This is a genomic window from Candidatus Bathyarchaeota archaeon (assembly GCA_026014745.1).
Lineage (GTDB): Archaea > Thermoproteota > Bathyarchaeia > Bathyarchaeales > Bathycorpusculaceae > Bathycorpusculum.
Window position 1 is genome coordinate 852,657 of record JAOZHS010000002.1, and the last position, 13,273, is coordinate 865,929.

Annotated in this window: 14 protein-coding genes; 7 read left to right on the top strand and 7 right to left on the bottom strand. The window is 44.5% G+C overall.

Going from position 1 to position 13,273, the window contains the following annotated elements; genetic code table 11:
- Positions 1-54 precede the first annotated feature (54 nt).
- The 4 genes from NWE92_10975 to NWE92_10990 form a co-directional block, all read right to left on the bottom strand.
- A complete protein-coding gene (locus tag NWE92_10975; protein ID MCW4030154.1) occupies positions 55-555 on the bottom strand; it encodes a hypothetical protein in 501 nt (166 codons plus the stop codon).
- Between the two features lie 24 nt (positions 556-579).
- The gene (locus NWE92_10980) at positions 580-993 is read right to left on the bottom strand and encodes a WxcM-like domain-containing protein (protein MCW4030155.1); all 414 of its coding nucleotides are present in this window, start codon (positions 991-993) and stop codon (positions 580-582) included.
- A 22-nt stretch (positions 994-1,015) separates the two neighbouring features.
- Positions 1,016-1,327 (bottom strand): winged helix-turn-helix domain-containing protein, encoded by a 312-nt coding sequence (locus NWE92_10985; GenBank protein ID MCW4030156.1) that lies wholly within the window; start codon positions 1,325-1,327, stop codon positions 1,016-1,018.
- Positions 1,328-1,811: 484 nt separating this feature from the next.
- The gene (locus NWE92_10990) at positions 1,812-2,849 is read right to left on the bottom strand and encodes a phosphate uptake regulator PhoU (protein ID MCW4030157.1); all 1,038 of its coding nucleotides are present in this window, start codon (positions 2,847-2,849) and stop codon (positions 1,812-1,814) included.
- A 292-nt stretch (positions 2,850-3,141) separates the two neighbouring features.
- On the opposite strand from NWE92_10990, the gene NWE92_10995 reads away from it, so the two are divergent.
- Genes NWE92_10995 through cyaB form a run of 3 tightly spaced genes read left to right on the top strand, consistent with a single transcriptional unit; the run spans position 3,142 to position 4,084 of the window.
- Positions 3,142-3,336, top strand: a complete 195-nt coding sequence (locus NWE92_10995) for a hypothetical protein (protein ID MCW4030158.1) — start codon at positions 3,142-3,144, stop codon at positions 3,334-3,336.
- Between the two features lie 7 nt (positions 3,337-3,343).
- Positions 3,344-3,499: a hypothetical protein gene (locus NWE92_11000; protein ID MCW4030159.1), complete on the top strand. Its 156-nt coding sequence runs from the start codon at positions 3,344-3,346 to the stop codon at positions 3,497-3,499.
- A 57-nt stretch (positions 3,500-3,556) separates the two neighbouring features.
- Entirely contained in the window at positions 3,557-4,084 is a 528-nt protein-coding gene (cyaB, locus tag NWE92_11005) for a class IV adenylate cyclase (GenBank protein ID MCW4030160.1), read from the top strand.
- 10 nt (positions 4,085-4,094) lie between these two features.
- On the opposite strand, the gene NWE92_11010 is transcribed toward cyaB, so the two are convergent.
- Complete coding sequence (locus tag NWE92_11010; protein MCW4030161.1) at positions 4,095-4,565, bottom strand: hypothetical protein; 471 nt, start codon at positions 4,563-4,565, stop codon at positions 4,095-4,097.
- A gap of 322 nt (positions 4,566-4,887) precedes the next feature.
- On the opposite strand from NWE92_11010, the gene ppk1 reads away from it, so the two are divergent.
- The 3 genes from ppk1 to NWE92_11025 are packed head-to-tail and all read left to right on the top strand — an operon-like array spanning position 4,888 to position 10,902.
- Positions 4,888-7,041, top strand: coding sequence for a polyphosphate kinase 1 (ppk1, locus tag NWE92_11015; GenBank protein ID MCW4030162.1), 2,154 nt, complete (start codon positions 4,888-4,890; stop codon positions 7,039-7,041).
- On the top strand, positions 7,010-9,331 hold the full coding sequence (locus tag NWE92_11020; protein ID MCW4030163.1) for a YfcE family phosphodiesterase: 2,322 nt from the start codon (positions 7,010-7,012) through the stop codon (positions 9,329-9,331). The genes ppk1 and NWE92_11020 overlap by 32 nt, the downstream gene beginning before the upstream one ends.
- Positions 9,316-10,902: a Ppx/GppA family phosphatase gene (locus NWE92_11025; protein MCW4030164.1), complete on the top strand. Its 1,587-nt coding sequence runs from the start codon at positions 9,316-9,318 to the stop codon at positions 10,900-10,902. The genes NWE92_11020 and NWE92_11025 overlap by 16 nt, the downstream gene beginning before the upstream one ends.
- 1 nt (position 10,903) lies before the next feature.
- Here the strand turns inward: NWE92_11025 and NWE92_11030 are convergent, their stop codons facing one another.
- Positions 10,904-11,788: a polyphosphate kinase 2 family protein gene (locus NWE92_11030; protein MCW4030165.1), complete on the bottom strand. Its 885-nt coding sequence runs from the start codon at positions 11,786-11,788 to the stop codon at positions 10,904-10,906.
- A gap of 293 nt (positions 11,789-12,081) precedes the next feature.
- On the opposite strand from NWE92_11030, the gene NWE92_11035 reads away from it, so the two are divergent.
- Positions 12,082-13,023 carry a zinc dependent phospholipase C family protein gene (locus NWE92_11035; GenBank protein MCW4030166.1) on the top strand — a complete coding sequence of 314 codons (942 nt, stop codon included), beginning with the start codon at positions 12,082-12,084 and terminating at the stop codon, positions 13,021-13,023.
- Positions 13,024-13,030: 7 nt separating this feature from the next.
- Here the strand turns inward: NWE92_11035 and NWE92_11040 are convergent, their stop codons facing one another.
- Positions 13,031-13,264: a DUF2769 domain-containing protein gene (locus tag NWE92_11040; protein MCW4030167.1), complete on the bottom strand. Its 234-nt coding sequence runs from the start codon at positions 13,262-13,264 to the stop codon at positions 13,031-13,033.
- Positions 13,265-13,273: the final 9 nt, after the last annotated feature.

Consider the following 13,273-nt stretch of genomic DNA (forward strand, 5'->3'; position numbering starts at 1 on the left):
TTTTCTATTTAATAATTTCGAAGGCTATAGAGAAAATAGTCGGGCGATAGAGTACTATAGAAAAAACTGCACGGGACGTAATCTCAGGATTTTATTTATATGCCGGCGTTTTACATTTCGCCAGATTATGAATAAGCTAACAAGAAAAATCGCTATGCCAGCAACCGAGTAAATTACGCTTAATTGAGCATTAGTTGCGTTAGCAGCCGTTGCCGAACTCTTCAGAGCTAAGGCCTCTTCTTCAACTTGGTTAACAATAGCCAGTGCATCGTTGCTTTTTGTTATTGAAACCTCAAAATCACCCGTACGATAAGCGTTTTGAGCTTCGGCTAAGTAGGTTGCTGCAGTGTTAAGCTGAAGGGTTATTGTAGAAACATTCGCTCCAGCACTTTCAGCATCGCTTAAAGCCTGATAAGCATGAGAAATCGCAGAGTCTGCGGCGCTAAGACTTTCTGTGGCTTGGCTGGCGGTTACTTGCGCCGTTACGGGGAACGCCACAAGGGGCATAGAAGCACAAATCATCAAAAGGACAAGCCAGCAAATTTGCCTGTTCAATTATTCCACCCGTATGGCAATGGATTATACGAAGGTTTGTTTGAAAGTATCTGGGATTAGCGCATTATAATCATGTGAAGAGAAAGAGGCCATGACAAATACTTGAGCGCTGTTGTTTTTTAGCCAATGGGAAACCATAGGCGGTATTTCAAGTACGCATAGGTTTTGAAAGCCAGCCACCACTGGAACGACTTCTAAGTCGTCTTGCCGAGGTTGTTGTTTATCGGTCCACAAAAAAGAGGCGGAACCACTTAAGGGTAACAGCCATTCGGTTTTTATTTTATGATAATGTCCGCCGCGTTCTTCCCCAGGATTTACCGAATGAATACAGATGTCCTCGATGGATTTTCCGTTAAAAACGTCTGATTTCTGGAGGCCTAGAACGTCAAAACCTCGTGAATCTTGTTTGTAGGATAACGGTATTACTTTGATTGGCAATGGGCATCACGAAGGACAGCTTTTATGTTAGAATTTTTACAAGTTCTTGGTACTCATCATCTAAGGCAACGAATAATTCCTGGGCGCTAATGTATCTTCTCTGAAATTGTTCATATTTTCTTAGAAATTCTTGGCCTTGGATTGTTAAAAAGTAGTTTTTGTCCTGCAGCTTTACTAGGTTTAGATCAACGGCTTTTTTTAGATATTTTTCGAGGAGGTTGAAGTTCAGATTTGCTTGAATCATAATCCGTGTTTTGCAAACGCCTTGATAGTTGGAACAGACATTTAGAATAGCAGCGACTATTTTCAAACTATCACGATTTTTACGTGTCAAAAATTACACCTCAAGCATAAAAATCAAACCTATAGTAGACACTATCCAATCCCTTCCTGACAGAAGTGGATACGAATAGTTAAAAGAGCAAGTTGATAGACGCTCTTTTACTGGAGTACGACATGGAAAACTTTTAAGTATTTTCCATATAAACTATTTATAGTTTATTCTTAAAAAATAAAGACCTGCAAAGAAGATTCAGGCTCAACCATTCAAACCCCAACCGAGCATTTATAGCGAGACCTTAACGCCTTGTAGGATAAAAAGTAATCAGGCGATTTGAGCGCCACGATATTTTTGCAGCAGTTTAACGCTAACTGAGCTCTCAGGCTGTTGATTTTAGTGTTCCTGAGTTTACGGAGCATAGCGAAAAGATACCCAGTTAGTTCTTTACGGAAACAATTTGTATTTCGAACTTCAGTAACTGCAGAGAGATCCAAAAAAAGACGATTTCTGACAAATAGTTTCAGCGTCTGCCATTAATCTACACCAAAATTGAATCTACCGTCAGGTTTAGTACAATCTCAGCGATATCGCTTGCATATTCTGCGGTTCGTCTTATGCTCTCTATAATAAGGCGCAAAGTGGCGGCGTCTTCAAGGTCTATTTGAGAACATGCGACGGCAGCTCGTTCTAAGACATCAAGTTCTTTCATGCTTGCCAGAATGGTATCTGCGGTGTTATAGTCCTGCTTAAAAAGGGACTCAATGGCGGCATCAAACATTTTGAGGGAGATTTTGCTCATTTCTTCAAGTTTTATCTCCATGTCAGGATTAATTTTATGTTTAAGCGCCAACGTGTTTGTTGCTATTTTAACAGCGTGATCTGCAGTTCGCTCCACAGCCGTTGTTACGAGACGATAGCCAAGGCAGTCCCTGCCGTTTGAGAGACCGATTTCTTTTATTATGCGGGGGTTCTGGATAGCAGATTTTAGCAATCGGTTCACGTAGAGATTGAAACGGTCAACTTCATTGTCGGTGGAGATTACTTCTTTTGTAAGTAAATTATCATTTGTTCTAAGACCACAGATTGCGTCGTTATGCATAGATATTGTGATTATGCTCATGCGCCTAAGAGCACTTTGGATTGTTAACTCGGGATAACTTAAGAGAACTTGCAATGCTAACTGCGAAGATGTATCGCTCACTATTTCGGTCCCAACTAGCATGCGTCTAACGAAGTTTTTCATGTCATGTCTTTGTTTTGTTAAAAATTGCTTGTCTGTTTTGATATGTATAGAATTGTAGCCGGCTAAATAGGCGGATACGATTTTTCTTCGGATTGTCTCTATATCGTCATTTGAAGAAACTTTGATTGAAGCCTTATCTGAATGTTTTTCGACGGCTATGTTTGATCCAAGAGGGATTATGGTTAATAATCCGTCTTCTTCTTCGCGGAGTTTTATGAAGCTGCCTTTTTTTAGTTGATTTTGTGCTATCCAACCTTTGGGCAAAGATATAATGTAGGTGGAGCCACCAGTGAACTGTACTTTTCTTGTTTCAGCTTCCTCTTTGACCTGCACAAGCGTTCCATTCCTTATCGCTAACAAGTATGTTGCTAGCTGTTTATTATATAATAAATTCCTTGCCTATAGAAACGCCAACCGATAACATAGTCTATGCTGAATATTGTTGAGATCTATAATAACTGTTAAGCCCCAAATTGAACCCAACGGAGACCAACCCGCTACCTTAACCGTTAACAAATAGTCATTACATAGGACAGCCCTTAACTTTTTTCTATATATTTTTTGTTTTATACTAAGGATTTTCTTAAATCCCTACATACCCAAGGTTAGGATGGAGACGTGTAATATGCAAAAGTTTGAGACACCCCTAACCTTTGTTTGTCCGGTTTGTAAGGGAAGTTTTCAGTTCGACCAAGTTGAAGAATATCAACTGGTGCCTTGTCCAATCTGTGGAATCGACTTCATAACCGTGCGCCGAGAACAAAAGATCGTCATAGAATCTACTGAACTCGAAAACGTCCTAACCGCAACATTTAGGTGAGCAAGACTTGAAAGTTAAGTGTGTAGGCTGTAGCAAAAAATTCGATGTCACACCCGAAATCTTTTCGAACCACGAAATCGTGTTCTGCCCTATTTGCGGCCTTGATCATCAAGTATTAAAGAAAACCAGCCGCATCATAGTTGAATCAATACAACTCGCCTAAACACAATCTTTCTTTGAAAACACAAAACCTTAACCGCGCGGCGGGTAATGTTTTTTTATGGATGAAGTGGAAGTCAAAATTTTAGAGGTTAACCGAGAGAAAATCAGTCGCCTCCTTGAAGGTTTGGGCGCCAAAAAAATCTTTGAAGGCGATATCCAAACGTTGTTTTTTGATTTTTCTGACCAAAGAATAGTGAAAGCAAAAGACGTGCTTCGCCTGCGCAGGCAACAAGACAAAACCGAGTTAACGTACAAAAAAGTCCAATTCACTCAAAACGCCAAAGTGGCAAGAGAAATCTCAGTAAATGTCTCTGACCTTGAAGGTATGCAAGAAATTTTGGGACTTTTAGGCTTAAGAGTTACTGAGTGTATGCAGAAGCGTAGAGTCAGCTATCGAGTTGGTAGTGCACAGTTTGATTTTGATAAATATAGCGGCAAATATGGGTTTATTCCCGAATTTTTAGAAATTGAAGCACAAAACGTTGAGGAAATTCATCGTTATGCTGAGGCGTTGGGTTTTCGAGTTGAGGATTGCCTGCCGTGGTCGACTCGGGAGCTAATCCGTCATTATACCCACAAAAAATAGAAAAACCATGTTAAGAAGTTGGTTTGGCTTTAGTTGGTTTGCTTGCACGTGCGGGTTTGGGCGTTTTGGGGGTTTTTGTGGCGGGTTGAGGTGCTGGTGTTGCTTTTTTGTTTAGGTTCCAAGCGGGGTATTGGCCGTATTCTTTTTTGAAGTCATCGAGCAATTGTTGCTGGGCAACTTTGGGGTTGTCGCTTTCCATGCAGCCGACAGCGATTTTTTCCAGGTAGCCTTCATCCAATAGCATGCTGTTGATTTTTCGGGTGGTTTTTCCTCCGTATCCTGCTATGTAGCCGCCGAAGATTCGTTTAGCGGGTTTTTTGGTTTTGCCGATGTAGAGTATGTCGGAAGTGGGTTTTTCTGTGAGGGTTGTGTCGACGAGCACTAGAACGCTGTTTTTGTTGGAGGACAGGCCTGAGAATGTAAGCTCTTTTAGCGAAAGGAACGTTTTAAAGCCGTTTTCTTTGAGAGTAAGCGAGTTCATGTCTCTTATTTAAGTTTGCGGCTGATTTAACCCTTCCTATATAGGAAACATACATGTATATAGTCTATTTTCGGAGCACTTAAGACCGCACTTGTTGTAAAAAGTGACGGTGGTTGAGACGAAAAAGGAAATCCTGCTTTTTAGATACGAGACATATGTAGTTCCAAGACCAAGATGTAGCGAAATTGAGTTCTTGAGGAAAAACAAACGCTAAATCCACCTAATACACAAAAAGAACAGGTAGATTCATTGATAAAGGACAATATGGGATATTATAGTGGATACCAGCTGGGAAATTGCGATAACTAGAGGTAATAGGCGGTTGTTATCGGATGATTTTGATTCTGAGAGCAGGAACCTGCAATCAAATGACAGTATGCTAGATAACCCGAGCTTTTACCTCAACCGAGAACTCAGCTGGGTAAGATTCAACGCGCGTATCCTTGAAGAAGCCCGCGACCAATGGCATCCTCTGCTAGAGAGAGTTAAATTCATAGCGATATGTGGCAGCAACCTAGACGAGTTCTTCATGACGCGAGTCGCTAGGCTCATTAAAAAAATTAACAAAAAATCCAATGAAAGATCCATGGATGGCATGACATCTATGGAGCAAATCTACGCCACACGCAAAGAAATACTCCCACTAATCAAGAGCCATGCAGATTGCTGGAATAATGAGCTTGTACCAGCATTATCAAAAGAGGACATTTTCGTAAAAAAATTCTCCGAGTTACCAGACAAAATGAAGCAAAACCTGCGGGAGTTCTTCCGATGCGAAGTTGTCCCAAAAATGGTTATCCCTGCTTTGGGCTTTAACAGTGAAGCAATTGAGAACCTCCGCGTGAATTTGTACGTTTCTGGCTTTAGCAGCGTTGAATCTTGCTGCGTGTTGGATGTTCCCGTTGACAAATTTGGGCGGCTTATCCGAGTTACACGCAACGAATACCGACCCCACACAAATGTGGAAACGATAAGCATGGAACACGATTACGTCTTCTTGGAAGATTTAATCGCAAACAACTTAGACCTGCTGTTTCCAAACGAAAAAACCCTAACCGCATACCCATTCAGAGTTACTCGTAACGGCGAAATAGAGATAATAATGGATGAATCAGCCGATTTCTTGAACTCCCTAAAAGTGGGTCTCGCTCACAGAAAAACAGGGTTCCCCTCAAGAATAGAGTTCGAGAAGAGCATGCCAAAACCCATTCGGGAAGTCATAGCGTCGCATCTTCGGTTGCCAAAGTATTTGCTCTATGAAGTGGAATCGCCTTTGGGACTGGTAGATTTGTGGCAGCTGCTTAAAATAAATCGCCCAGACCTTAAAGATAAAACGTTTCTGCCGTCAATTCTGCCCTTGCTTACGCAGGAGAAGAACCTGTTCAAGACTATCTCTAAACGCGATATCGTGCTCTATCATCCCTATGATAGTTTTGAAGTGATCGTTGATTTACTCAAAGAAGCCGCAACGGACGATAATGTCACAGAAATCTGCATAACAATGTATCGGATGGATGCAAAGTCACCTGTCGTGGATGCTCTAATGACGGCGGCTCAAAAGGGCAAAAAAGTAACGGCGATTATTGAGTTAAAAGCCAAATTTGACGAAGAAAACAACATACTCCTTGTTGCAAGGCTTCGGGAAGCAGGTGTCAACACAGTTTACAATTTTCCCAACCTCAAGGTACACGCTAAGTTATGCCTTATTGTGCGTAAAGAAAAGAAACAAATCGTGCGGTACTCGCATATTGGTTCGGGTAACTATAATGCGGTTACTGCTAAAATCTATGGCGACATAGGCTATTTGACTGCAAATCCAGAGGTAGGTCTTGAACTTGAGGATCTCTTTAACATATTAGTCAATGGTCTCCAAGAAAAAGAATTCAAACATTTACTCGTGGCGCCAAAGACGCTCAAAAGCGAGATTCTCAAAAGGATTGAACGCGAAATCGCGTTTCACCGCAAAACGGGCAAGGGCTACTTAGCATTTAAACTCAATAACCTAGAAGAGAAAGACATCATAAAAGCGCTCTACAGGGCGTCCATGGAGGGTATAAAGATTGATTTGAACGTGAGGGCGCTGTGCTGTCTGAAGCCAGGGATAAAGGGGGTCAGCGATAATATCTCGGTAATTTCAATTGTGGGCAGGTTTTTGGAGCACGCCCGCATCTATTACTTCCAAGATGGAGAAGATAGTGAAGTCCTTCTTGGCAGTTCAGATTTGATGTTTCGTAACTTAAACGAACGCGTCGAGGTTCTCTTCAGTGTTCCTGACCCTCAAGTGCGCACGGCTATTCTTGATAATATGCTAAAAATTCACTTAAAAGACAACGTTAAAGCCAGAAGACTCCTTTCCGACGGCACTTATGAGAGGGTTATCCCCAGAGAAGGCGAAAGAAGTGTTAATTCTCAGTTTTGGCTAATTCAAAACAGAGGCACCTGGCATGAGTACGCCCTATACATCCCAGAAACTTGACTTAAACCCCAGCTACTGCAAGTTCGGAGCTCAAATTCTGCTGGACCTGCTAAATGGCTTTAACCAAAACATAGGCGGGGTCATAGAAAACAAGGATGTAGAATGCGTTCACAAAACGCGTGTAATCTCTCGACGTCTGCGAGCCGCGTTGCCGCTGTTTAGGTTTTGTTTTCCAGCCAAAAAATTTGATAAGTGGACCAAAGAAATCAAAAAAGTAACCCAGCGCCTAGGCAACGCACGAGACCTAGATGTCCAAATTGCCTTTATAGAAGAGTACCTAAAAAAGAATCCCCTCGAAAAAGCAGGGATAGACAGCATACTAAAAGACCATCAAGAACTGCGGGAAAGCCTGCAGCCCTTGGTAGTTAAAGAGTTAAACAAGCTTTTATCATCAGACATTTTAGATGACATAAGCAGCTTTTGCAAAGACCTCATTGAACAACAAGCCGCCGCCACCTTTGACGCGAACCAGGTGCTTGAAAAGAGCCATTGGCATGCATCGTTTAGGCTAGACGAGTTTCTATCGCTACAACGATACGTGCATTTACCCAACGAGAACCTAAAACATCATGAAATGCGCATTGCAGCCAAAAGACTTCGCTATACTATGGAGTTTTTTGCGCCCCTCTACAAGTCGCAGCTTAAAGAGGAAATAGAAACCATAAAAAAATACCAAGACATACTCGGCGAAAAACATGATAACGAAGTCTGGCTCGACTATATCCCTAAATTCATAGAAAAAACAGTTGCCAAAAACAAAACAGACCCAAAACAAACCGCATTTAAGTCTGCGGTGAACAAGTTTCAAACTTACGTCAAAACTCAGAGGCAACAACACTATAAGGAATTTGTAGGGTTGTGGGACCAAAACCAGCAAAGCGGCTTCTTTGATAGGTTAAGAGATGCAACTAAAGCGGGAACAACTTTGTCGGAGAAAAAAATTCAACAAACTCTAACTAACCCCCATGCCGCCATCGCCGTAATTTCTGACGTGCACGCAAATCTGCAAGCGTTACAGCGGGTGTTTGAGGATGCAGAAGAACGGGGTGTGACGGTATTTCTAAACGCGGGCGATTCTGTGGGATATGGTGCCAACCCCAGTGAAGTGGTGGCGTGTCTTTGTGAAAAAAATGTGCTTAGCGTCGTGGGTAACTATGATTTGGAGGTTCTTGAGGGCAAATCTAAGCCTAAAGGCGAAAAGAAGCTGGCGTTAAAATACACCCAAAAGCAACTCAGCAAAGCCTGCGCAAGCTACCTCAACTCGCTACCTCGCGAAATTCACCTTGAAGTGGGGGACAAGAAACTGTTTGTCACACATGGCAGCCCCGAATCCATCGAAGAACACCTCTACCATGACACCCCAATTGAGCGTCTCAAGATTTTGGCTGAAGACGCCAAAGCCGAAGTAATCATAGTTGGGCATTCTCATGAACAGTTCCAACGAGAAGCTGACAAAACATGGTTTGTTAATCCGGGCAGCGTAGGCCGACCCGACGATGGTGACCCCAAAGCGGCATATGCTATTTTGTGGTTTGACCCCTTCAAAGTGGAGTTGATTCGCTTAAGCTATGATGTAGACGCTGCGGCTCAGGCTCTACGGGAGGGGGGGCTACCCGAGAGCTACTCGCAGATGCTACTACGCGGCGTGTCAATAGACACAGTAAACAAAGAGGACCAAACAAATCAGGAAGCCACTGACAAAAACTGCAAACAAACCCTGGCTGCCGCAGAGGAATTCTCCAAGCAGCACTGGCCCGACTGTGAACACTACAAGCAGGTTACAAAGTTAGCTTTACAATTCTTTGATGGCTTAGGAAAGCTGCACAAGTTTGGTAGTCGAGAACGCTGCTGGCTGGAATGCGCGTCTCTGCTTCATGACGTCGGCTTAGCCCAAGCACGCGGAGCCCACCATAAAACAACCGCACAACTTATCCTCAATGACACCACTCTGCCTTTTACTTCAAAGGACCGCAGAGTCATAGCAAGCATCGCGCGCTATCATCGCAAAGGTTTACCTAAACCGAGTCATTACAACCTCTTGGGGTTAGACAAAGAAACGGTTCACAAAATTGAGGTGCTGGCGAGTTTTCTGCGTTTAGCCGACGGCTTAGATTATACGCATGAAGCAAATGTGGAGTCGCTAAGTTTCAGGGTTGGAGTTAAACGGGTCACGGTGGAAGGCACGGCGAAGATGAAGTCGGTGCTTGAGGAGCAGGCTTTTAATAAGAAAAAAGATTTGTTTGAAAAGGTCTTTAATACATTGTTGGTGCTGCGATGGAAACAAAAGTGAAAACATCAAGTCATGTTGTGGGGTTCGTGGACATCGGCACCAACGCAGTACGCCTCTTAGTCGTGCGAATCAACCCCAACCTAAGCTACACAATTATCAGCCAAGAAAAAGAAGTCGTCCGCCTCGGCGAACAAGAATTCAAAGACAACCTGCTACACCCCGACGCCATGGAACGCGCCATTTTTGTTTGCAAAAAATTTGTTGACTTAGCCAAAACCTATTCCGCAACAAAAATCGTTGCTGTGGGAACCTCGGCGATTCGAGAAGCAACTAATCAAGCTGAGTTTTTGGCGAGGCTTGAGGAGGAAACGGGTCTTCATGTGCGGGTTATTTCCGGAGAAGATGAGGCGCGGCTGATTTGTTTAGGGGTCTCAAGCGGCTTAGACATTGGGAATGAGAAGGCGATTTTCATAGATTTAGGCGGCGGCAGCACGGAAGTCGCCATCGGCAATCAATACGAATGCTTCTACGTGAATAGCATGCGATTGGGGGCGATTAGGTTGACGGCGCAGTTCATTGGGGAAGGCTGGACGGCGCCTGTGGGGATTAACGTTTACAAGCAAATCAAGCATTACGCGGTTAGTCGGGTGCATGCGGTTAAAAGCAGAGTGCTGCAGTATGGTGCACGGTTGGCGTGGGGTTCCTCGGGCACTATAATTAACCTTGCGGAAATTGCGAATAAACTGTTTAAGAAGAGCAACAGTCGTGAAGATGCGCTTTCATTGTCTAGAAAGAACCTCAAAAAACTTGCGCCCATTATGTGTTCGCTGTCTTTGGAGGAGCGTAGGAAGCTTCCAGCGATTAATCCTGAACGCGCCGACATAATCATTGCTGGGGCAGCTATCGTGGAGGCGGCGATGGAGGAGTTTGGGTTAGAAGAAATCTACATTAGTCACAAAGAGCTTCGCGATGGCTTATTGGTGGAGTATCTTTCTAATTTTGAGGGTTTTCGTGAACTGCAAAGGACCCCCACACGCAACCGCAGTGTGCTTCATCTGGGGCGGTCATGTAATTTTGATGAGAAGCATTCAGAGACCGTGGCTTCGTTAGCTTTGCAACTCTTTGACAGCGCTAAACAAAATAAACTGCACGATTTAGGAGGCAATGAACGGGACCTGCTTAAGCACGCGGCGATGTTGCATGATGTGGGGGACTTTTTGTCTTTTAGCAACCATCACCTACATTCAGACTACATCATCAGCAACGCGGAGCTTTTGGGGTTTGACCGTAAAGAAATAGAGATAATGGCTTGTGTGGCTCGGTTTCATCGTAAAAAGCTGCCGACACGAAAGATTTTGAAGGCTCGTGAACTCGATGAGTATAGTAAGTGGGTGGTGGTTGTTTTGTCGACGTTTCTGCGGTTTGCTGAGAAGCTTGATCGGAGTCATTCGGGGTCAGTGAAGAAGGCGGAGTTTATTTTGGAAGATGACAAGTCCGTGCTGCTAGAGTTTTACTCTGACTCTGACTGCAGCTTTGAAGAGTGGAGTATTATCCAAAATAAGCAGGCGTTCTATGAAGCCTTCAAAAAACAGCTTGACGTGCACTGCGAAGTTACGCCCAGCGCCAGTTAAGTTATTCTTTTTGTAGTTCGGCTCTTGCCTGTTTGAGTGCGTCTTTTTGTGGTTTGCTTAGGACGGGGTAGGATAGGTGGAGTTTTTTGATTTGTTTAACCAGAACTTCGGAAACTACGGCATGCATGACCCATTTCTTATCGGCAGGCACCACATACCAAGGCGCCCACTCCGTGTTGGTTTGGTTTAGCATTTCCTCATAGGCATCCATATAGTCATTCCATTTGGAGCGTTCTGCGAGGTCGCCTAGGGAGAACTTCCATTCTTTGTCGGGGTCGTCGAGGCGTTTTAGGAGGCGGCGTTTTTGTTGTTTTTTGGAGAGGTTGAGGTAGAATTTGAGGACTATGGTTCCGTTGCGTACGAGGTGTTGTTCAAAGTTGTTTATGTCTTGGTAGCGGTTTACCCAAAAGTCGTCGCCGTTGTTGGCTGGGGGGAGTTGTTGCTTTGCGAGGATTTCGGGGCGGACTTTGACTATGAGGACGTCTTCGTAGTAGCTTCGGTTGAAGATGCCGATGCTGCCCCGCTCGGGGAGTGCTTTGTTGTGTCGCCATAGAAAATCGTGGTCGAGTTCTTCTTCGGTGGGGGTTTTGAAGCTGGTAACTCGGCATCCCTGCGGATTAACGCCAGACATGACGTGGCGGATGGTTCCGTCTTTTCCCGCAGCATCCATCCCCTGCAGAATAATCAGCATCGCATACGTGTTGCTTGCCCAAAGCAGCTCCTGCATACCAATGAGTTCCTGTTTGTTAGCGTCAAGGACAGCGGCGGCGTGTTGATGGAGGGTTTGTTTGTTTTCTTTTTTTGCCCATTTCGGAACCCAACCTGCGTCATAGTCGGTTAGGTTGATTTTTTTGCCCAAGGGAACGCGTAGGCTCTCAGAATCCATCGACATACAAACACCCTAAAAGGAGTTGGTTGACGTGGTTAATACCTTTTTAGGGTTTGCACCCCAGACCAGTCGCCGATTCTACTGGATTTCAACATACTTTTGAGCTTGTTTTCCATCAATACCGACCTACCCCTCTTAGGCAGAGTAGACCCCTCCTCTATCGCTTCAGCATACCTTGGATATTAGGATCCAAATAGATTCGTTGAGCAACAAAAGAAAGCAACCGACCAATGTCGCCTCTCTTGGGAAGGCATTTAAGGTTGAACTGTAAAAAATCAGCGGTGAAACAAATGAAGCATACAAGGGCTTTACTGCTAACCATCGCTGTTTTGGCGTTTTTGGCTGTGCAACCCGTTTTGGCTTGGAGTAACGGCGGCTACAGCAGCGACCCCGCAAATCCCGACTATGGCACCCATGACTGGATTGCCCAACACGCCCTCGACTACCTGCCGCAGCAAGAAAAACAATACATCCTCGACAACTTATCCGTCTACCTCTACGGCACGGAGTTGCCCGACAACAATCAAGCCGCCGACAAGATAGGCGACACCACCAAGCACCACATCTACTTCTACGCCAACCAAACGCTGCAAGACGATGCCGCAGGGCAGAGAGCAAGCCAAGAATACCAAAAAGCCCTTGACGCTCTCAAAAACCAAAAATACGCTGTCGCCGCAAAAGAAGCAGGCATCATGACCCACTACATTGCAGATATGGCTGTGTTTGGTCATTTGATGGGTGCTAAAACGGCGTGGGGAGCTGAAGTTCATCATTCGGATTATGAAACCTACGTAAATCGCAGAACCGAAACCTACGAATCAAGTTTCACAAGTTACCTGCAGTATGACGGTTCCTTGAGCAGTCTTTCGGCTTATGATGGAGCAGAAACGCTTGCGTTTGATACGACGTTTGGCGGTGCAAGCAACTATAGCTGTGTTTGGATGGATGCGAACTATGATTGGAGCAACACCCTCTTTAGCGATAGATGTAGGGAATCGTTGAATTTGGCTGTTAACGCCGTCGCTGATGTGCTTCATACGCTTTATGTGGAGGCACAACCCGTTCCCACTGCAACGGCAAGTCCGCCTCCGACAGTCACCCCAACCGCTACAGCAACAAATCAAGCCGAAGCCTCAATCGGTCCTGAGGTTCCAATCGCGATAACTGCATCCGCAGCCACCGTAGTAGCAGCAACTGCACTCATCTACAAAAAAAGACGACAAAAAAAGTAATCAAAAGTTAGGATTTGAGGTCTTTGGATGCGCCTTGCAGGCAGTAGTACATTTGGCTAAGCTGCACTTTTTTATATATTGGGCAACTGGTGCAGATGCAGCCAGCGGCTTGCGCGGTCTCGGCGGCTTTGCCTCGGGCACAGAAAAGAACACTGCTTAGCTTGGATTTCATGAAGGTTGGACAGTCAGGGCAGATACATTGCTTTGCGTTTTCTTCAGTATTAGCTACAGGTTTCCCCAAGGGTTCACG